This is a genomic window from Lentzea waywayandensis (assembly GCF_900115955.1).
GTDB classification, from domain to species: Bacteria; Actinomycetota; Actinomycetes; order Mycobacteriales; family Pseudonocardiaceae; genus Lentzea; species Lentzea waywayandensis.
Genome location: NZ_FOYL01000003.1, coordinates 13,279 through 32,206, shown reverse-complemented (window position 1 = coordinate 32,206; position 18,928 = coordinate 13,279). Strand labels below are relative to the sequence as shown.

The window sequence follows — 18,928 nt, the reverse complement described above, 5'->3', positions numbered from 1 at the left end:
GAAACGGGTTACCCCCACAATGCCCCCAAGCATTGGACTCGCTCGTCACCACGACCGTATCGAGGCTGACAAACGAAATAACCCCGCTCACCGGGCAGGTGAGCGGGGTTACATCCAAAACCGTTGGGGCGCTTAGTCTTCCTCGGGCGCGGTGAGCACCCAGGGGCCGTTCTCGGTGATCGCGACGCTGTGCTCCCAGTGCGCGGCACGCGTGCCGTCGAGCGTGATGACGGTCCAGCCGTCCTCCAGCTCCTGGGAGTCGTCGGTGCCGAGCGTCAGCATCGGCTCGATCGCGATGGCCATGCCGACCTTGAGCCGCGGCCCCTTGCCCGGCTTGCCGAAGTTCGGCAGGAACGGCTCCATGTGCATCTTGGAGCCGATGCCGTGGCCGCCGTAGTCCGCCACGACGCCGTACTCGATGCCGTCGCGCTCACCCGACTCGATGGCCGAGGACTCGATGGCGAACGAGATGTCCGTGAGCCGGCCACCGGGCACCGCGGCCTCGATGCCCGCGAGCATCGACAGCCTGGTCGCCTCGGACAGCTTGTGGTCCGCGGGAGACAGCGTGCCGACGCCGACCGTCACGGCCGAGTCGCCGTGCCAGTCGTCGAGGATCGCACCGCAGTCGATGGAGATCAGATCTCCTTCGGCCAGCACCTGCGTCCTGCTCGGAATCCCGTGGACGATCTGTTCGTTCACCGACGCGCAGATGCTCGCCGGGAAGCCGTGGTAGCCCTTGAACGACGGGATGGCGCCAGCGTCGCGGATGGTCTGCTCGGCGATCTCGTCGAGCTCCCACGTGGAGATCCCGGGCTTCACCGCGTCGACGACGTTGCGCAACGCGCGTGCCACGACCAGGCCGGAGGCGCGCATGGCCTCCAGCTGGCCGGGGGTCTTGATCTCGATCTTGCTCATGCCTTCACTACCTGTTGCGCCCGAAATGACTGAGCGGAGCCGGTCAAGCAGTCCACCAGTCACTTCTCGTTCAGCGCGGCCAGTGCCCGCTCGCTGATCTCGTCGATCTCGCCGACCGCGTCGATGGAGATGACCTTCTCCGCGTAGTAGCTCAGCAGCGGCGCGGTCTCGTTGCGGTACACCTGCTGGCGGTGCCGGATGACTTCTTCCTTGTCGTCCGTGCGCCCACGTGCGAGCAGCCGCTCCACCACGACGTCCTCGTCGACCCGGAACTCCAGCACCGCGTCGAGCGAGTGGCCACCGACAGCGAGGAACTCGCCCAGCGTGTCGGCCTGGGCGACGTTGCGGGGGAACCCGTCGAGCAGGAACCCGTCCGCGGCGTCGGACTCGGCCAAGCGCTTGCGCACCATCTCGTTCGTGATGGAGTCCGGCACGAGAGCGCCCTCGTCGAGGATGCTCTGCACCTCCAGCCCGAGCTCGGTCTGGTTGCTGATGTGTGACCGGAAGAGGTCGCCCGTCGAGATGTGCGGCACGCCGAGCTTGCGGCTCAGAACTTCGGCCTGGGTGCCCTTGCCCGCACCGGGCGGGCCAACGAGAACGAGTCGCATCTAGCGGAGGAACCCTTCGTAATTGCGCTGCATGAGCTGGCTCTCGATCTGCTTCACGGTGTCGAGACCGACACCGACCATGATCAGAACCGCGGTGCCGCCGAACGGGAAGTTCTGGTTCTGGCCGTCACCGGTCAGGTCCAGGAACAGGTTCGGCAGGATCGCCACGATGCCGAGGTAGAGCGAACCGGGAAGCGTGATGCGGCCCAGGACGAACTTGAGGTACTCGGCGGTCGGGCGTCCAGGACGGATGCCGGGGATGAAGCCACCGAACTTCTTCATCTCGTCAGCGCGCTCGTCCGGGTTGAACGTGATGCCGACGTAGAAGTACGTGAAGAAGACGATCAGCAGGAAGTAGGCGGCGATGTGCACCCAGCTCGACTGCTTGACCAGGTACGTCTGGACGAACGTCGAGAACCAGTTCGTCTCGGTCGACGAGCCCTGGGTGAGGCGCACGATCAGGTCCGGCAGGTAGAGCAGCGACGAGGCGAAGATGACCGGGATGACGCCGGCCTGGTTCACCTTGAGAGGAAGGTACGTCGACGTGCCGCCGTACATGCGGCGACCGATCATGCGCTTCGCGTACTGCACCGGGATGCGACGCTGGGCCTGCTCGACGTAGATGACGCTCGCGATGATGATCAGAGCAGCCACGACCACGAGGGCGAACGTGAGCTTGTCCTTGTCGAGGATGTTCTTGCCCTCGGCGGGGATGCGGGCGGCGATACCGGTGAAGATCAGCAGCGACATGCCGTTGCCGATGCCCTTCTCGGTGATCAGCTCACCCAGCCACATGATGACCGAGGTACCGGCGGTCATGGTGATGACCAGCACGATGAGGGTGAAGATGCTGTCCTTGCCGGGAATGACGTCCTGGTCGCACTCACCGAACAGCTGCCCGCGCACCGCCAGCGCCACGAGACCGGTCGACTGCAGGATCGCCAGCCCGATCGTCAGGTACCGCGTGTACTGGGTCAGCTTGCCCTGACCAGCCTGTCCTTCCTTCTTCAACTGCTCGAACCGCGGGATGACCACGGTGAGCAGCTGGATGATGATGCTCGCGGTGATGTAGGGCATGATGCCCAGCGCGAACACGGAGAGGTTCAGCAGCGCGCCACCGCTGAACAGGTTGATCAGCGAGTAGATGTTCTGACCTTCGAGCGCTTCAGCACACGCCCGCACGTTCTTGAAGGACACGCCCGGCGCGGGCATGGTCGCACCAAGCCGGTACACAATGATGATCCCGAGCGTGAACAGGATCTTCTTGCGTAGATCCGGCGTCGCGAGAGCCGAGCGGAATGCGCCGAGCACGCGAACCTCCTGAGCGTTGCCGACCCCCAGGGACCGGCACATGCGGTAGTTGGCAGGCCGAGTCAGGTAGCCACGACCAAGCAACCCGGAGGACATCCGGGTTCAGCCCGCGACTCTAACAGCCCTCCAGGACCAGGCCGTACCCAGTGGCCAATCACAGGTTCCAACTCGTTGATCTCTGACCACACCACTAGGCCATCCGGGGTACCGAGCACTGAAGATCCGTGCTACGACCAACAATTGCGCCACCGGCGAACGTTCACACCAACACCAAAGTTCCCGCAGAAATACCCGCAGAGCGAACCACGCATGATCGCAGCGAAGCCGAAGGCGAGCCGTCCTCACCGAGCGGTCCGGGTGGGGTGGCTTCGTCACGAGTCGTGCCACAGCTCTTGCTGCATCAGGGAAGGGGTGTCAACTGGACACGCTTTTCGTCGGTTTGACACCCCTTCCCTGATGTGGCCCGCTCTTGGCTCGACTCGTGACGAAGCCACCCCACCAACGCAACCACCAAAGCAACGCAACTCCGCCCAACGCACCAGGCGTGCCATCAACCCACGCACGGCGCAGGCCCCGGCTTTGGATCAGATTGGCGGGGTCTGGGGCGGAGCCCCAGGAATCAGCGCAACCTGAACGCCCGCAACCCAACCACCTACGGACGACGCAACAGGCACCCGCCAACGCAACAGGGAGACGGCCAACGCAACGAACGCGCAACCACCCCGAGGAACGCCAAAGGGCCCCGAGGCGAAGCCTCAGGGCCCTTCAACCACGTTCAACCAGCGAACGTCACGCAGAAACGGTGGAAGACCCACCAGCGGCAGCCAACTTCTCCACAGCGGTCTTGGAGAACTTGTCAGCCGTGACGTCCAGCTTGACGCTGACGTCACCGTCACCCAGCACCTTGACGAGCGAGCCCTTGCGGACCAGCCCGGCCAGCACCAGCGCGGGAACGTCCACCGAGCCGCCCTCCGGGAAGGAGGCAGCGATGGCGGAGACGTTCACGACCTGGTACTCGGTGCGGAACGGGTTCTTGAAGCCCTTGAGCTTCGGAAGCCGCATGTGCAGCGGCATCTGGCCACCTTCGAAGCGCGGCGAGACGTTCTTGCGAGCGCCCGTGCCCTTCGTACCGCGGCCGGCGGTCTTGCCCTTGGAGCCTTCACCACGACCAACGCGGGTCTTGGCGGTCTTGGCACCGGGGGCGGGACGCAGATCGTGGATCTTGATGGTCACGACTGGACCTCCTCAACAACCACCAGGTGGCGCACGGCGTGGATCAGGCCGAGAACCTGGGGGGTGTCCTCACGCACGACCGACTGACGGATCTTGCGCAGCCCGAGGGTGCGCATCGACTCGCGGTGGTTGTGCTTGGTACCGATGGTGCTGCGAACCTGCGTGATCTTGAGCTGAGCCATGATCACACCCCCTGGCCCGCGCGAGCGCGGATCATGCCGGCGGGAGCCACGTCCTCGAGGGGCAGGCCACGACGGGCCGCGACCTCTTCGGGACGCTGCAGGCCCTTGAGGGCCGCCACGGTCGCGTGCACGATGTTGATCGCGTTGTCGGAGCCGAGCGACTTCGACAGCACGTCGTGCACGCCGGCGCACTCGAGGACGGCGCGGACAGCGCCACCCGCGATGACGCCGGTACCGGCCGAGGCCGGACGCAGCAGGACCACACCAGCGGCCTTCTCACCCTGGATCGGGTGGGGGATGGTGCCGGCGATGCGAGGCACGCGGAAGAAGTTCTTCTTCGCTTCCTCGACACCCTTGGCGATGGCCGCGGGAACTTCCTTGGCCTTGCCGTAACCGACGCCGACCATGCCGTCGCCGTCACCCACCACGACGAGCGCGGTGAAGCTGAAACGACGACCACCCTTGACCACCTTGGAGACGCGGTTGATCGCAACCACGCGCTCGAGGTGGGGGGTCTTCTCCTGGGCCGCGCCGCCGCGGCCGCCGTCACGACGGTCGCGGCGCTCTCCGCGCTCGCCCCCGCCGCCTTCGCGACGCGTACGTCCTGGCATCAGGCGTCCCTCTCAATTCCGGTGATGATCATTGTCAGAACTCCAGCCCCGCCTCGCGAGCGGCGTCAGCCAGAGCCGCGATGCGGCCGTGGTACGCGTTGCCACCGCGGTCGAAAACGACCGCCGTGACGCCGGCGTCCTTGGCGCGGGCCGCGGCCAGCTGGCCGACCTTGGCCGCACGGGCCTTCTTGTCGCCGTCCAGGGCACGGACGTCGGCCTCCATGGAGGAAGCGGACGCGATCGTGTGGCCCTTGAGGTCGTCGATGATCTGCACGGTGATGTGCTTCGACGAACGGTGCACGGCCAGGCGCGGACGCTCGGCAGTTCCGTTGACCTTCTTGCGGAGGCGGAAGTGGCGACGGGCCTTCGCAACACGACGCCTGGTGGAGATGTCCTTGCCCACCGGCTTGCGCTTCGTAACAGTCGACTCGCTCATGTCACTTACCCGTCTTTCCGACCTTGCGACGGATCTTCTCGCCCGAGTAACGGACGCCCTTACCCTTGTACGGGTCGGGCTTGCGCAGCTTGCGGATGTTGGCGGCGACCTCACCGACCAGCTGCTTGTCGATACCCGAGACGGAGAACCGGGTCGGGGTCTCGACCGCGAAGGTGATGCCCGCGGGGGCCTCCACCTTGACGGGGTGCGAGTAACCGAGCGCGAACTCGAGCTCAGAGCCCTTGAGCGCGACGCGGTAACCGACGCCGTGGATTTCCATCTTCTTTTCGTAACCCTGGGTCACGCCGACGACCATGTTGTGCACGAGCGTGCGCGACAGGCCGTGGAGCGCGCGGTTCCGGCGCTCGTCGTTCGGGCGCTTGACCTCGAGAGTGCCGTCTTCGGCCTTCTCGACGATGATCGGCTCAGCGAGCGTCAGCGTCAGGAGACCCTTGGGGCCCTTGATGCTCACGTCCTGGCCGGCGATGTTCACGTCGACCCCGGAGGGGACAATGATCGGCTGCTTACCGATGCGCGACATGTCTACTCCCCCTTACCAAACGTAGGCGAGGACTTCTCCGCCCACGCCTGCCTTGTTGGCCTGACGGTCGGTCATGAGACCGCCAGAGGTCGAAATGATCGCCACGCCGAGGCCACCGAGAACTCGGGGCAGGCCGGTGGACTTCGCGTACACGCGCAGACCGGGCTTGGACACGCGGCGAAGGCCGGCGATGCTGCGCTCACGGTTCGGGCCGTACTTCAGCTCGACGACCAAGTTCTTGGCCACCTCGCCGTCCTCGTCGCGGTACGAGGCGATGTAGCCCTCGCGCTTGAGGATCTCGGCGATGTTCGCCTTGATCTTGGAGTGCGGCATCACGACCTTGTCGTGGTAAGCCGAGTTCGCGTTCCGCAGACGAGTGAGCATGTCTGCGATGGGATCGGTCATCGTCATGGTGACCTGGTCAACCTTTCTCGCTGCGGTTCACCGGCTCAGGGTCCAGACCTGCCCTCCCGGTGAAGGGAGGGACAGGACGGTCGTGTGCGGGCCTACAGCGAAGTAATGGAGCTTTGAATTACCAGCTGGACTTGCTCACGCCAGGCAGCTCACCGCGGTGAGCCATCTCGCGCAGGCAGATCCGGCAGAGGCCGAACTTGCGGAACACCGCGTGGGGGCGGCCGCAACGCTGGCACCGGGTGTAACCCCGGACCTTGAACTTCGGCTTCTTCGCGGCCTTGTTGATCAACGCCTTCTTGGCCATCGACTCAGTTCTCCTTGAACGGGAAGCCCAGGAGCTTCAGCAGCGCCCGGCCCTCCTCGTCGTTCGTGGCGGTGGTGACGACGGTGATGTCCATGCCGCGAGGCCGGTCGATAGCGTCCGGGTCGATCTCGTGGAACATCGACTGCTCGTTCAGGCCGAACGTGTAGTTGCCGTTGCCGTCGAACTGCTTGCCCGAGAGGCCGCGGAAGTCGCGGATACGGGGCAGCGCGATCGTCAGCAGACGGTCGAGGAACTCCCACATGCGGTCGCCGCGCAGCGTGACGCGCGCGCCGATCGGCATGCCCTCACGCAGCTTGAACTGCGCGATGGACTTGCGGGCCCGGCGGACCTCGGGACGCTGGCCGGTGATGATCGAGAGGTCCTTCACGGCACCCTCGATCAGCTTGCCGTCACGGGCGGCGTCGCCGACGCCCATGTTGACGACGACCTTCACAACGCGCGGAATCTGCATCACGTTGTCGAAGTTGAACTGCTTGTGCAGCTCGCCGGCGATCTCGGCGCGGTAGCGCGTCTTGAGCCGCGGGATGATCTTCTCTGCGGTGGTCATGATCAGATGTCCTTCCCGTTACGACGGGAAATGCGGACCCGCTTGCCCTCGTCGTTCGTCCGGTAACCAACACGGGTCGGCTTGCCGTCCGCGTCGACCACCATCACGTTGGAGACGTTGATCGGGGCCTCCTGGGTCACGATGCCACCAGACTGCGCGCCCCGCTGGGTCTGCGTGATCTTGGTGTGCTTCTTGATCCGGTTGACGCCCTCGACCAGGACCTTGCCGGTCTCCGGGTAGGCCTGGATGACCTTGCCCTTCGCGCCCTTGTCCTTGCCGGCGATAACGACGACCGTGTCGCCCTTCTTCACCTTCATGGTCAGAGCACCTCCGGAGCCAGCGAGATGATCTTCATGAACTTCTTGTCGCGCAGCTCACGGCCGACCGGGCCGAAGATGCGGGTACCGCGGGGCTCGTTGTCGTTCTTGATGAGCACGGCGGCGTTCTCGTCGAAGCGGATGTACGAACCATCCGGACGGCGACGCTCCTTGACGGTGCGGACGATGACGGCCTTGACGACGTCACCCTTCTTCACACCGGCACCGGGGATCGCGTCCTTGACGGTCGCGACGATGATGTCGCCGATGCCCGCGTAGCGGCGGCCGGAGCCACCGAGAACACGGATGCAAAGGATTTCCTTCGCACCGGTGTTGTCGGCGACGCGAAGCCGCGACTCCTGCTGAATCACTTACTTGCTCCTTGACCATTCCTGGCCCGCCGGATTTCCGACCCGACGGGCTCGGTCTGTCTAGATGAGACTTACTTGGCCTTCTCGAGGATCTCGACGAGCCGCCAGCGCTTGGTCGCCGACAGAGGCCGGGTCTCCATGAGCAGCACGCGGTCGCCGATGCCCGCCGCGTTCTCCTCGTCGTGCACCTTCACCTTGGTGGTGGAGCGCATGATCTTGGAGTAACGCGGGTGCTTCTTGCGGTCCTCGAGCGCCACGACGATCGTCTTGTCCATCTTGTCGGACACGACGAGGCCTTCGCGGACCTTGCGGTCGTTGCGCTTCTCGGTCTGGACTTCGTTGCTTTCGGTCATGCCGCACCCTCACCAGTGGAATCCGGCGAAACGGAGAGCCCGAGCTCCCGCTCCCGCATCACGGTGTAGATCCGGGCGATGTCATGCCGGACCGTGCGCAGCCGCCGGTTGTTGTCGAGCTGGCCCGTGGCCATCTGGAAGCGAAGGTTGAACAGCTCTTCCTTCGATTCCTTCAGACGCAGCACGAGCTCTTCCTCGGTGAGCTCACGCAGCTCGGAAGCGGTGGTACCCGCTGCCATCAGAACTCACCACCCTCACGCGTAACGATGCGGCACTTCATCGGGAGCTTGTGGATCGCGCGGCGAAGAGCCTCGCGGGCCACCTGCTCGTTCGGGAAGGCCATCTCGAAGAGGACGCGACCCGGCTTGACGTTCGCGACCCACCACTCCGGCGAACCCTTACCGGAACCCATGCGGGTCTCGGCCGGCTTCTTCGTCAGCGGGCGGTCCGGGAAGATGTTGATCCAGACCTTGCCGCCACGACGGATGTGGCGCGTGATGGCGATACGAGCGGACTCGATCTGCCTGTTGGTGACGTAGGCCGGCTCGAGAGCCTGGATGCCGTACTCACCGAAGGTGACCTTCGTGCCGCCCTTGGCAGCACCCGACCGCTTGGGGTGGTGCTGCTTGCGGTGCTTGACCCTACGAGGGATGAGCATTACTCAGCTCTCCGTCTTCTCTGCAGCAGCCGGAGCCTCCGCCGACGCCGTGGCGTCAGCTGCGGCACGGCCGGCCTCGGTGCTCGTCGCGGTGGTGCCGCTGGCACCGGAGCGACGGGCCCGGTTCGGACGCTCGCCACGGTCGCGGCGCGGGGCGCGGTCGGCCTGAGCCGGGGCCGCGTCGAGCGCGCGCTTGGCCGAGATGCCACCGACGATGTCGCCCTTGTAGATCCACACCTTCACGCCGATACGGCCGAACGTGGTGCGGGCCTCGAAGAAGCCGTAGTCGATGTTCGCGCGGAGCGTGTGCAGCGGCACGCGGCCGTCGCGGTAGTGCTCCGAGCGGGACATCTCGGCGCCGCCGAGGCGACCGCCGCACTGCACGCGAATACCCTTGACCTGCGGCGAACGCATGGCCGACTGAATGGCCTTGCGCATCGCGCGCCGGAAGGCGACGCGGTTGGACAGCTGCTCGGCGACACCCTGTGCCACGAGCTGCGCGTCCGACTCGGGGCTCTTGACCTCGAGGATGTTCAGCTGGACCTGCTTCTTGGTGAGCTTCTCCAGCTCACCGCGGATGCGGTCCGCCTCGGCACCACGACGGCCGATGACGATGCCCGGCCGGGCGGTGTGGATGTCGACGCGCACCCGGTCACGGGTCCGCTCGATCTCCACCTTGGAGATGCCGGCACGCTCCATGCCCTTGCTGAGCAGGCGGCGGATCTTGACGTCCTCCGCCACGTACTCGGCGTACTGCTTGTCTGCGTACCAGCGGGACTTCCAGTCGGTGGTGATCCCCAGCCGGAAGCCGTGCGGGTTGATCTTCTGGCCCACTACCGCGTTCCCTTCACGCTGGTCTTCTTGGGACGAGACTCCACCTCGATGGTGATGTGGCTCGTCCGCTTGCGGATCCGGTACGCGCGGCCCTGGGCACGCGGGCGGAAACGCTTGAGGGTCGGACCCTCGTCCACGTAGGCCACCGCAACCCAGAGGGTCGAGGGGTCCAGGGACATGTTGTTCTCGGCATTGGCCATGGCGCTGGCGAGCACCTTCGCGACCGGCTCAGAAGCGGCCTGGGGCGCGAACTGGAGCACGGCCAGGGCCTCGCTTGCGTTACGACCCTTGATGAGCTCGACGACGCGACGGACCTTCATGGGGGTGTCGCGGACGTAGCGAGCCCGAGCCACGGCGCGCGGAAACTCCTGCGCCTCAGCGTCCTTACGGGCGTTCATCGCTGCTTTTCCCTTGCTCTTCTCAGTTCGACGCCTAGCGGCGACGAGACTTCCGGTCGTCCTTGATGTGGCCCTTGAAGGTGCGGGTCGGGGCGAACTCGCCCAGCTTGTGCCCGACCATCGCCTCGGTCACGAACACCGGGACGTGCTTGCGACCGTCGTGCACCGCGATGGTGTGGCCGAGCATGTCCGGGATGATCGTGGACCGGCGGGACCACGTCTTGATGACGGTCTTCTTGCCCGCTTCGTTCTGAACGTCCACCTTCTTGAGCAGGTGGTCGTCGACGAAGGGACCCTTCTTAAGGCTGCGAGGCATCCTTCACTCCCTCCCTGCTCAGCGCTTCTTACCGGTGCGACGACGCCGGACGATGAGCTTGTCGCTTGGCTTACGGCGGCGGGTACGACCCTCGGGCTTACCAGCCGGGTTGACCGGGTGGCGACCACCGGAGGTCTTACCCTCACCACCACCATGCGGGTGGTCAACGGGGTTCATGGCGACACCACGGACGGTGGGCTTCTTGCCCTTCCACCGCATGCGGCCTGCCTTGCCCCAGTTGATGTTCTGGTGCTCCTTGTTGCCGACCTCGCCAAGCGTGGCGCGGCAGCGCACGTCCACGTTGCGGATTTCGCCCGAGGGCATCCGCAGCTGGGCGTACGGTCCGTCCTTCGCCACGAGCTGAACCGAGGCGCCGGCGGAGCGGGCGATCTTCGCGCCGCCACCGGGGCGGAGCTCGATCGCGTGAATCACGGAACCGACCGGGATGTTGCGCAGCGGCAGGTTGTTACCCGGCTTGATGTCGGCCTTGGGGCCGTTCTCAACCGTGTCACCCTGCTTGAGCTTCTCCGGGGCGATGATGTAGCGCTTCTCGCCGTCCGCGTAGTGCAGGAGCGCGATGCGCGCGGTGCGGTTGGGGTCGTACTCGATGTGAGCGACCTTGGCCGGCACGCCGTCCTTGTCGTTGCGACGGAAGTCGATCAGGCGGTATGCCCGCTTGTGACCGCCGCCCTTGTGACGCGTGGTGATCTTGCCCGACGCGTTGCGCCCACCCAGCTTGTGCAGCGGGCGGATCAGCGACTTCTCCGGAGTCGACCGAGTGATCTCGGCGAAGTCGGAGACGCTCGCACCGCGACGACCAGGCGTCGTCGGCTTGTACTTGCGAATGCCCATCTCTACGCAGTCCTCGTCATCAGGCGGCAGGGCCGCCGAAGATCTCGATCGCCTTGCTGTCAGCCGACAACGTGACGATCGCGCGCTTCGTGTCCTTGCGCTTGCCGAAACCGCTCTTGGTCCGCTTGCGCTTGCCCTGGCGGTTGATGGTGTTGACGCTGACGACCTTGACGCCGAAGACCTTCTCCACGGCAATCTTGATCTGGGTCTTGTTCGAACCCGGCGCCACCAAGAAGGTGTACTTGTTCTCCTCGAGCAGTCCGTAGGACTTCTCGGAGATCACGGGCGCGAGCAAGATGTCCCTGTGGTCGGGGATCACTTCGAGGCCTCCTCGTCCACCACGGTCGCCGTGGCCTCAGCCGAGCCAGAACCCTGCTGGGCCTTGCTGGCGAGGAACACGTCGAGCGAGTCCTTGGTGAACACCACGTCGTCGTTGACGAGCACGTCGTAGGTGTTGAGCTGGTCGGGCGCGATCACGTGCACGTGCTGCAGGTTGCGCACGCTGACCCACGCGACCTCGTCGGTGCGGTTGAGCACCACGAGAACGCGACGAGCCTGGGTGACCGACTCCAGGACCTTGCGCGCGGTCTTGGTCGACGGGGTGTCCCCGTCCACCAGGCCGGACACGACGTGCACCTGGTTGGCGCGGGCCCGGTCGGAGAGGGCGCCACGCAGAGCGGCGGCCTTCATCTTCTTGGGCGTCCGCTGCGAGTAGTCGCGCGGCTGCGGGCCGTGGACGACGCCACCGCCGGCGAACTGCGGCGCACGCGTCGAACCCTGGCGGGCGCGACCGGTGCCCTTCTGGCGGTACGGCTTCTTGCCGCCACCACGAACTTCGCCGCGGGTCTTCGTCGAGTGCGTGCCCTGGCGCGCCGCGGCCTGCTGGGCCACGACGACCTGGTGCAGCAGAGCGACGTTCGCCTGCGCGTCGAAAACGGAGGCAGGCAGCTCGACCGAGCCGGCCGTCTTGCCATCCGGGGTGCGGATCTCAACCGTCGACATCAGGCACCGCCCTTCGCAGCAGTCTTGACGAACACCAGACCGCCCTTGGGACCGGGAACCGCGCCCTTGATGAGCAGCAGGCCGTTCTCAACGTCGATCTTGTGCACCTTCAGGTTCTGGGTCGTCACACGCTCGTGGCCCATGCGGCCAGCCATGCGCAGACCCTTGAAGACGCGACCAGGCGTGGCACAGCCACCGATGGAACCCGGCGAGCGGTGCTTGCGCTGGGTGCCGTGGCTGGAGCCGAGGCCCTTGAAGTTGTGGCGCTTCATGACACCCGCGGTGCCCTTGCCCTTGCTGGTGCCGGTGATGTCGACAACAGCGCCGGCCTCGAACACCTCAGCGGTGATCTCCTGGCCGACCGTGTACTCGCTGGCGTCCGCCGTGCGCAGCTCCACCAGGTGGCGACGGGGCGTGACCCCGGCCTTGGCGAAGTGCCCAGCAACGGGCTTGTTGACCTTGCGCGGGTCAATCGCGCCGGCCGCCAGCTGGACGGCGGTGTAGCCGTCCTTCTCTTCGGTGCGTACCTGGGTCACGACATTGGGCTCAGCCTTGACGACCGTCACCGGGACAACCCGGTTGTTCTCGTCGAAGACCTGAGTCATGCCGAGCTTGGTGCCCAGGATGCCCTTCATCTGCCTGTCAGACATTGGTCCGTTACTCTCCGCGCCCAACGCTTACTGGATGTTGACGTCGACGCTGGCCGGCAGGTCGATGCGCATGAGCGCGTCAACCGTCTTCGGCGTCGGGTCGAGGATGTCGATCAGCCGCTTGTGCGTGCGCATCTCGAAGTGCTCGCGCGAGTCCTTGTACTTGTGCGGCGAGCGGATGACGCAGTACACGTTCTTCTCAGTGGGCAGCGGCACGGGCCCGACAACCCGAGCGCCGGTGCGCGTCACGGTCTCAACGATCTTGCGTGCAGACGCGTCGATCGCCTCGTGGTCGTAGGCCTTGAGCCGGATGCGGATCTTTTGTCCCGCCATAATGGCTTGCCGTTCCTCTGCTTCTCGTAACCGCTGCGGTGCGGTGCCTCGGATGAGGCCTTTTACAGCCTCTTGGCGCGCTCCGCCCCTGTTGAAGTGTCATGGTGCCCGGTCCACGCGGTCGGGCGTGTCGCGCCCGGTGCGCATACCGGTCCCACTCAAGGTCTCCCCGGTGGGATTGGGCCTACCACAGCCCATGCACCCTGATGCCCATCTCCGCAAGGAGGCGTTCACTAACAGGGCGCGGACGCTCGATCGAAAACGCGGGCACGCATGACGCGGGTCCGGCCTTCATCGAGCAACCCGTAAAGGATGCCACACGGACGCGAGGCGATCCAAATCGGGGTGGGTGACTTGGACCCAGATCACGTGCGGATCTTGGCCGGTGAGCCACTGTCATCCGTCGCATGTGGAGCGACGGGCGCGCCGGTTCCATTGTCCGGCAACAGAATCTCGGCGACGGCTCTTCACCCGCGCGTCGGCGACAGTTCTACGTGAGCTGTCGCACAATTTCCTCTGAACGACGAAAGCCGGGCCAACGAAGATCGTTGGCCCGGCTTCACGCCGAACTGGTGCTGCTAGGTCACTTGAGGATCTTGGTGACCGAGCCGGCGCCGACGGTGCGGCCACCCTCGCGGATCGCGAAGCGGAGGCCCTCGTCCATGGCGATCGGCTGGATGAGCTTGACGTCCATACCGGTGGTGTCACCCGGCATGACCATCTCGGTGCCCTCGGGCAGCGTCACAACGCCGGTCACGTCCGTCGTCCGGAAGTAGAACTGGGGACGGTAGTTGTTGAAGAACGGCGTGTGGCGGCCACCCTCGTCCTTCGACAGGATGTAGACCTGCGCGGTGAACTCGGTGTGCGGGGTCGTGGTGCCCGGCTTGACGATGACCATGCCGCGCTCCACCTCCTCGCGCTTGATGCCACGGAGCAGCAGCGCGGCGTTGTCGCCGGCGCGGCCCTCGTCGAGGAACTTCTTGAACATCTCGATCGAGGTGACGGTCGTCTTCTTCGACGTCTCCTTGATTCCGACGATCTCGATCTCGGAGTTCACGTTGATGATGCCGCGCTCGATACGACCGGTCACCACGGTGCCGCGGCCGGTGATCGTGAAGACGTCCTCGACGGGCATGAGGAACGGCTTCTCGGTGTCGCGCTCCGGCTCCGGGATCGCCGTGTCAACGGCGGCCATGAGCTCGAGAACGGACTTGCCCCAGGTCTCGTCGCCCTCCAGCGCCTTCAGCGCCGAAACGCGCACGACCGGCAGGTCGTCGCCCGGGAACTCGTACTCGGAGAGCAGCTCGCGGACCTCGAGCTCGACGAGCTCCAGGATCTCCTCGTCGTCCACCATGTCGGCCTTGTTCAGGGCGACAACGATGTAGGGAACGCCGACCTGGCGGGCCAGGAGGACGTGCTCCTTCGTCTGCGGCATCGGACCGTCGGTCGCCGCGACCACCAGGATGGCGCCGTCCATCTGCGCCGCACCGGTGATCATGTTCTTGATGTAGTCGGCGTGACCGGGGCAGTCAACGTGCGCGTAGTGACGGTTCTCCGTCTGGTACTCGATGTGCGCGATCGAGATCGTGATGCCGCGCTGCTTCTCTTCCGGCGCCTTGTCGATCTGGTCGAACGCGAACGAAGCGTTGACATCGGGGTACGCGTCGTGCAGAACCTTGGAGATCGCCGCGGTCAGCGTGGTCTTGCCATGGTCGATGTGACCGATGGTGCCGATGTTGACGTGCGGCTTCGTCCGCTCGAACTTCGCCTTGGCCACTGGATTGTCCTCCTGGACTTCTTTTTTGCTTGTCCGGCGGGCATCTGTGGCCACCCGCCGGACTACACGTCAGGGTCGGAAAGTGCGGACCCCAGGGATTCATCCCCGGAGAGCCCGCGGTGGAACTGCGGTGCTCCGGTTGGGGACTACTCCCCGGTCGCCTTCGCGATGATCTCCTTCGAGACGTTCGCGGGAACCTCTGCGTAGGAGTCGAACACCATCGAGTAGTTGGCACGACCCTGGGTCTTGGACCGCAGGTCACCCACGTACCCGAACATTTCCGACAGCGGAACCAGTGCCTTGACGACACGGATGCCGCTGCGCTCCTCCATGGCCTGGATCTGGCCACGGCGGGAGTTCAGGTCGCCGATCACGTCGCCCATGTACTCCTCGGGCGTCGTGACCTCGACGGCCATCAGCGGTTCGAGGATCGCGGGAGACGCCTGACGGGCGGCTTCCTTGAGGGCCATCGAACCAGCGATCTTGAACGCCATTTCCGAGGAGTCGACCTCGTGGTAGGCGCCATCGAGCAGCGTCACCTTCACGCCGACCAGCGGGTAACCCGCCAGCACGCCGTACTGCAGCGCGTCCTGCGCACCCGCGTCGACCGACGGGATGTACTCGCGAGGGATGCGACCACCGGTGACGGCGTTGACGAACTCGTAGAGCGCGCCGTCTTCCTTCTTCTCCAGCGGCTCGACGGTGACGAGCACCTTCGCGAACTGGCCGGAGCCACCGGTCTGCTTCTTGTGGGTGTAGGAGTACTTCTCCACCGCCTTGCGGATGGTCTCCCGGTACGCCACCTGAGGCTTGCCGATGTTGGCCTCGACCTTGAACTCGCGGCGCATGCGGTCCACCAGGATGTCCAGGTGGAGCTCGCCCATGCCGGCGATGATGGTCTGGCCCGTCTCCTGGTCGAGGTTGACCCGGAACGTCGGGTCCTCCTCGGCCAGCTTCTGGATCGCGGTGCCGAGCTTCTCCTGGTCCGCCTTCGTCTTGGGCTCGATGGCCACCTGGATGACGGGCTCGGGGAAGGTCATCGACTCGAGCACGATGGGGTGCTGCGGGTCGCACAAGGTCTCACCGGTCGTGGTGTCCTTGAGACCGATCACGGCGTAGATGTGGCCCGCGATGGCCTCGGTGACCGGGTTCTCCTTGTTGGCGTGCATCTGGAAGATCTTCCCGATGCGCTCCTTGCGGTCCTTGGTCGCGTTGATGACCTGGGTGCCCGCGGCGACCTGACCCGAGTAGACCCGGATGTAGGTCAGCTTGCCGAAGAACGGGTGCACGGCGATCTTGAACGCCAGCGCCGAGAACGGCTCGTCGCTCGACGGGCTGCGCTTCACGACGGTCTCGCCGTCCTGCAGCGTGCCCTCGACCGGCGGGAGGTCCAGCGGCGACGGCAGGTAGTCGATGACCGCGTCGAGCATGGGCTGAACGCCCTTGTTCTTGAACGCCGAGCCACAGAGGATCGGGTACGCGGTACCGGCGGCGACGATCTTGCGGAGGCCGGCCTTGATCTCCTCGACGGACAGGTCGCCCTGGTCGAAGAACTTCTCGGTCAGCTCGTCGTCGGTCTCGGCGACGGCCTCGAGCAGCTGCTCGCGGAACTCCTGCGCCTTCTCGAGCAGATCCGCGGGGATCTCCTCGATCGCGTAGTCCTCGCCCTTCTGGACCTCGCCACGCCACGTCAGAGCGCGCATCTCGATCAGGTCGACGACGCCGATGAACTCGCTCTCGGAGCCGATCGGGATCTGGAGCGGCAGCGGCTTGGCGGCCAGCCGGTCCTGGATCGTCTTGATCGTGAAGTAGAAGTCCGCGCCGAGCTTGTCCATCTTGTTGACGAAGCAGATGCGCGGGACGTCGTACTTGGTCGCCTGCCGCCAGACCTGCTCGGACTGCGGCTCGACGCCCTCCTTGCCGTCGAAGACGGCAACGGCGCCGTCGAGGACGCGCAGGTTGCGCTCGACCTCGACGGTGAAGTCGACGTGGCCGGGCGTGTCGATCAGGTTGATCTGGTGGTTCTTCCAGTAGCAGGTCGTCGCGGCCGACGTGATCGTGATGCCGCGCTCCTGCTCCTGCTCCATCCAGTCCATCACGGCAGCGCCGTCGTGAACCTCGCCGATCTTGTAGCTGATCCCCGTGTAGAAGAGGATCCGCTCAGTCGTCGTGGTCTTGCCCGCGTCGATGTGGGCCATGATCCCGATGTTGCGGACCTTGGCAAGATCAGTGAGCACGTCCTGTGCCACGGGTCTTTCCCCTGTCTTGAGCTTGTGGGCTCACTAGGGCTGGGAGCGCCCGGCTCCTCGCGGAACCGGGCCGCACATCACCAGCGGTAGTGGGCGAAGGCCTTGTTGGACTCGGCCATCTTGTGCGTGTCCTCACGGCGCTTGACGCTCGCACCGAGACCGTTGCTCGCATCGAGCAGCTCGTTCATCAGACGCTCGACCATGGTCTTCTCACGGCGCTGCCGCGAGAAGGTGATCAGCCAGCGCAGCGCCAGCGTGGTGGAGCGGCCGGGCTTGACCTCGATCGGCACCTGGTAGGTCGCACCACCGACGCGGCGGCTCTTGACCTCCAGCGACGGCTTCACGTTGTCCAGCGCGCGCTTCAGCGTGACGACCGGGTCGGTGCCGGTCTTCTCGCGAGCGCCCTCGAGGGCTTCGTAAACGATCTTCTCGGCCACGGAGCGCTTACCGTCGACCAGCACCTTGTTGATGAGCTGGGTCACGAGAGGCGAGCTGTAGACCGGGTCAGAGATAAGCGGCCGCTTCGGGGCCGGTCCCTTGCGGGGCATTAGCTCTTCTCCTTCTTCGCGCCGTAGCGGCTGCGAGCCTGCTTGCGGTTCTTGACACCCTGCGTGTCGAGAGAGCCACGGATGATCTTGTAACGAACACCCGGCAGGTCCTTCACACGACCACCGCGGACGAGCACCATCGAGTGCTCCTGGAGGTTGTGACCCTCACCGGGGATGTAGGCCGTGACCTCGATGCCGCTGGTCAGCTTCACGCGAGCGACCTTGCGCAGTGCGGAGTTCGGCTTCTTGGGGGTGGTGGTGTAAACGCGGGTGCACACACCGCGCCGCTGCGGCGAGCCCTTGAGGGCCGCCGTCTTCTGCTTGGCCACCTTGTCCTGGCGGCCCTTGCGGACCAGCTGCTGGATCGTTGGCATTCGCCGGCTGCTTCTTCCGTCTTCACGGGTTCCCCTTGCGGTTCACCCACTTGTTTCTTGATCCCTCTCTGCACCCGAGGTCGGGCGTGTCGCCCGCTCCCCAGGTCCGCAAGCAACAGTTCAACTGCCACTGCGAGTGGAGGACACCGCTGCCTCACGGGCACGCGGAGCGGCCCGACATGGGTCGGGCACGAGTAGCAAAGATACCCGCCCACGTCTACCTGGGTCAAAACGGGGGTACCGCACCAGCACCTTCGGTAGACAATGCCCGCAGGAACCAGGCTACTCGTGTGACGGAGAACGCACTGTGCAGGTCAAGCCGAGGACCGCTGCCTTGATCGCCGCGCTGGTGTTGCTCGCGTCGGGGTGCTCCGGCTTTCAGGAGCAGGCCGGCGTCGGCGAGTGCGCGAAACAGGTCGACCTCAACGACACGAACGTCGAGATGGCCGAAGTGGACTGTTCGTCACAGGAGGCCGTGTACCGCGTGTCTTCGCGTGAGCGACGCACGATGTGCCCGACCGGTGATTACCTGACCGAGTCGTCGGGACGGTCGAGGACCAACGGCAAGACGCGCCTCTGCTACGTCCTCAACGTGCAGGAGGGCGACTGCCTCAAGCCGGTCAACCAGTACTTCGAACGGGTGGCGTGCGGCACCGGGACGCGAAAGGTCGCGAAGGTCGTCGACGGCGAGTCCGACCGGGCGCTGTGCAACGGGGACGACGCGAAGACGTACTCGCAGCCGGTGAAGACGATCTGCATCACCAACTGAGCCG

The 18,928-nt window shown here is 65.4% G+C and carries 29 protein-coding genes; 1 reads left to right on the top strand and 28 read right to left on the bottom strand.

All coding sequences use genetic code 11. The features are described 5' to 3' along the window. Positions 1 to 132 precede the first annotated feature (132 nt). The 28 genes from map to rpsL all read right to left on the bottom strand — a co-directional run bounded on the left by map (position 133) and on the right by rpsL (position 18,155). Positions 133 to 915, bottom strand: coding sequence for a type I methionyl aminopeptidase (gene map, locus BM417_RS10775; RefSeq protein WP_093591193.1), 783 nt, complete (start codon positions 913 to 915; stop codon positions 133 to 135). A 59-nt stretch (positions 916 to 974) separates the two neighbouring features. Further along, positions 975 to 1,523 (bottom strand): adenylate kinase, encoded by a 549-nt coding sequence (locus BM417_RS10770; protein ID WP_093591190.1) that lies wholly within the window; start codon positions 1,521 to 1,523, stop codon positions 975 to 977. Next, complete coding sequence (gene secY / locus BM417_RS10765; protein ID WP_093593483.1) at positions 1,524 to 2,834, bottom strand: preprotein translocase subunit SecY; 1,311 nt, start codon at positions 2,832 to 2,834, stop codon at positions 1,524 to 1,526. A gap of 789 nt (positions 2,835 to 3,623) precedes the next feature. Continuing rightward, the gene (gene rplO / locus BM417_RS10760; RefSeq protein ID WP_093591187.1) at positions 3,624 to 4,067 is read right to left on the bottom strand and encodes a 50S ribosomal protein L15; all 444 of its coding nucleotides are present in this window, start codon (positions 4,065 to 4,067) and stop codon (positions 3,624 to 3,626) included. Then, on the bottom strand, positions 4,064 to 4,249 hold the full coding sequence (gene rpmD, locus BM417_RS10755) for a 50S ribosomal protein L30 (RefSeq protein WP_045309828.1): 186 nt from the start codon (positions 4,247 to 4,249) through the stop codon (positions 4,064 to 4,066). Before rpmD ends, rplO begins: the two co-directional genes overlap by 4 nt. A gap of 2 nt (positions 4,250 to 4,251) precedes the next feature. Beyond that, a complete protein-coding gene (gene rpsE / locus BM417_RS10750; protein ID WP_053733140.1) occupies positions 4,252 to 4,860 on the bottom strand; it encodes a 30S ribosomal protein S5 in 609 nt (202 codons plus the stop codon). 34 nt (positions 4,861 to 4,894) lie between these two features. Beyond that, positions 4,895 to 5,296 carry a 50S ribosomal protein L18 gene (gene rplR / locus BM417_RS10745; RefSeq protein ID WP_090015388.1) on the bottom strand — a complete coding sequence of 134 codons (402 nt, stop codon included), beginning with the start codon at positions 5,294 to 5,296 and terminating at the stop codon, positions 4,895 to 4,897. Between the two features lies 1 nt (position 5,297). Further along, positions 5,298 to 5,837 (bottom strand): 50S ribosomal protein L6, encoded by a 540-nt coding sequence (gene rplF, locus BM417_RS10740; RefSeq protein ID WP_045309814.1) that lies wholly within the window; start codon positions 5,835 to 5,837, stop codon positions 5,298 to 5,300. A 12-nt stretch (positions 5,838 to 5,849) separates the two neighbouring features. Next, on the bottom strand, positions 5,850 to 6,248 hold the full coding sequence (gene rpsH, locus BM417_RS10735) for a 30S ribosomal protein S8 (RefSeq protein ID WP_030478309.1): 399 nt from the start codon (positions 6,246 to 6,248) through the stop codon (positions 5,850 to 5,852). Between the two features lie 121 nt (positions 6,249 to 6,369). Beyond that, the gene (locus BM417_RS10730; RefSeq protein ID WP_030473455.1) at positions 6,370 to 6,555 is read right to left on the bottom strand and encodes a type Z 30S ribosomal protein S14; all 186 of its coding nucleotides are present in this window, start codon (positions 6,553 to 6,555) and stop codon (positions 6,370 to 6,372) included. Between the two features lie 4 nt (positions 6,556 to 6,559). Continuing rightward, positions 6,560 to 7,123 carry a 50S ribosomal protein L5 gene (rplE, locus tag BM417_RS10725; protein WP_093591184.1) on the bottom strand — a complete coding sequence of 188 codons (564 nt, stop codon included), beginning with the start codon at positions 7,121 to 7,123 and terminating at the stop codon, positions 6,560 to 6,562. A 2-nt stretch (positions 7,124 to 7,125) separates the two neighbouring features. Further along, positions 7,126 to 7,440: a 50S ribosomal protein L24 gene (gene rplX / locus BM417_RS10720; protein ID WP_090046578.1), complete on the bottom strand. Its 315-nt coding sequence runs from the start codon at positions 7,438 to 7,440 to the stop codon at positions 7,126 to 7,128. A gap of 2 nt (positions 7,441 to 7,442) precedes the next feature. Beyond that, a complete protein-coding gene (gene rplN, locus BM417_RS10715) occupies positions 7,443 to 7,811 on the bottom strand; it encodes a 50S ribosomal protein L14 (RefSeq protein WP_030478306.1) in 369 nt (122 codons plus the stop codon). Between the two features lie 71 nt (positions 7,812 to 7,882). Beyond that, on the bottom strand, positions 7,883 to 8,164 hold the full coding sequence (rpsQ, locus tag BM417_RS10710; RefSeq protein ID WP_065915974.1) for a 30S ribosomal protein S17: 282 nt from the start codon (positions 8,162 to 8,164) through the stop codon (positions 7,883 to 7,885). After that, positions 8,161 to 8,403, bottom strand: a complete 243-nt coding sequence (gene rpmC / locus BM417_RS10705) for a 50S ribosomal protein L29 (protein ID WP_089915286.1) — start codon at positions 8,401 to 8,403, stop codon at positions 8,161 to 8,163. The genes rpsQ and rpmC overlap by 4 nt, the downstream gene beginning before the upstream one ends. After that, a complete protein-coding gene (rplP, locus tag BM417_RS10700) occupies positions 8,403 to 8,822 on the bottom strand; it encodes a 50S ribosomal protein L16 (RefSeq protein WP_030473461.1) in 420 nt (139 codons plus the stop codon). The genes rpmC and rplP overlap by 1 nt, the downstream gene beginning before the upstream one ends. Before the next feature lie 3 nt (positions 8,823 to 8,825). Beyond that, the gene (gene rpsC / locus BM417_RS10695; RefSeq protein WP_090046576.1) at positions 8,826 to 9,656 is read right to left on the bottom strand and encodes a 30S ribosomal protein S3; all 831 of its coding nucleotides are present in this window, start codon (positions 9,654 to 9,656) and stop codon (positions 8,826 to 8,828) included. Further along, positions 9,656 to 10,054, bottom strand: a complete 399-nt coding sequence (gene rplV, locus BM417_RS10690; protein ID WP_030478301.1) for a 50S ribosomal protein L22 — start codon at positions 10,052 to 10,054, stop codon at positions 9,656 to 9,658. The genes rpsC and rplV overlap by 1 nt, the downstream gene beginning before the upstream one ends. 34 nt (positions 10,055 to 10,088) lie before the next feature. Further along, positions 10,089 to 10,370 (bottom strand): 30S ribosomal protein S19, encoded by a 282-nt coding sequence (gene rpsS / locus BM417_RS10685; protein ID WP_030478300.1) that lies wholly within the window; start codon positions 10,368 to 10,370, stop codon positions 10,089 to 10,091. 18 nt (positions 10,371 to 10,388) lie between these two features. After that, the gene (rplB, locus tag BM417_RS10680) at positions 10,389 to 11,222 is read right to left on the bottom strand and encodes a 50S ribosomal protein L2 (protein WP_089949047.1); all 834 of its coding nucleotides are present in this window, start codon (positions 11,220 to 11,222) and stop codon (positions 10,389 to 10,391) included. Positions 11,223 to 11,241: 19 nt separating this feature from the next. Next, positions 11,242 to 11,541 carry a 50S ribosomal protein L23 gene (gene rplW / locus BM417_RS10675; RefSeq protein WP_045309807.1) on the bottom strand — a complete coding sequence of 100 codons (300 nt, stop codon included), beginning with the start codon at positions 11,539 to 11,541 and terminating at the stop codon, positions 11,242 to 11,244. Beyond that, positions 11,538 to 12,224, bottom strand: a complete 687-nt coding sequence (rplD, locus tag BM417_RS10670; protein WP_093591181.1) for a 50S ribosomal protein L4 — start codon at positions 12,222 to 12,224, stop codon at positions 11,538 to 11,540. The genes rplW and rplD overlap by 4 nt, the downstream gene beginning before the upstream one ends. Further along, positions 12,224 to 12,874, bottom strand: a complete 651-nt coding sequence (gene rplC / locus BM417_RS10665) for a 50S ribosomal protein L3 (protein WP_093591178.1) — start codon at positions 12,872 to 12,874, stop codon at positions 12,224 to 12,226. Before rplC ends, rplD begins: the two co-directional genes overlap by 1 nt. A gap of 27 nt (positions 12,875 to 12,901) precedes the next feature. Beyond that, on the bottom strand, positions 12,902 to 13,207 hold the full coding sequence (gene rpsJ, locus BM417_RS10660) for a 30S ribosomal protein S10 (protein WP_003938093.1): 306 nt from the start codon (positions 13,205 to 13,207) through the stop codon (positions 12,902 to 12,904). A gap of 583 nt (positions 13,208 to 13,790) precedes the next feature. Then, positions 13,791 to 14,984, bottom strand: a complete 1,194-nt coding sequence (gene tuf, locus BM417_RS10655; RefSeq protein ID WP_093591175.1) for an elongation factor Tu — start codon at positions 14,982 to 14,984, stop codon at positions 13,791 to 13,793. 146 nt (positions 14,985 to 15,130) lie between these two features. Further along, positions 15,131 to 17,233 carry an elongation factor G gene (fusA, locus tag BM417_RS10650; protein ID WP_093591172.1) on the bottom strand — a complete coding sequence of 701 codons (2,103 nt, stop codon included), beginning with the start codon at positions 17,231 to 17,233 and terminating at the stop codon, positions 15,131 to 15,133. Between the two features lie 77 nt (positions 17,234 to 17,310). After that, positions 17,311 to 17,781, bottom strand: a complete 471-nt coding sequence (rpsG, locus tag BM417_RS10645; RefSeq protein ID WP_030478293.1) for a 30S ribosomal protein S7 — start codon at positions 17,779 to 17,781, stop codon at positions 17,311 to 17,313. Further along, complete coding sequence (gene rpsL / locus BM417_RS10640) at positions 17,781 to 18,155, bottom strand: 30S ribosomal protein S12 (protein ID WP_030473471.1); 375 nt, start codon at positions 18,153 to 18,155, stop codon at positions 17,781 to 17,783. The genes rpsG and rpsL overlap by 1 nt, the downstream gene beginning before the upstream one ends. A gap of 334 nt (positions 18,156 to 18,489) precedes the next feature. Here rpsL and BM417_RS10635 point away from each other — a divergent pair, with 334 nt between their 5' ends. Then, a complete protein-coding gene (locus BM417_RS10635; protein ID WP_143138599.1) occupies positions 18,490 to 18,924 on the top strand; it encodes an LppU/SCO3897 family protein in 435 nt (144 codons plus the stop codon). Positions 18,925 to 18,928: the final 4 nt, after the last annotated feature.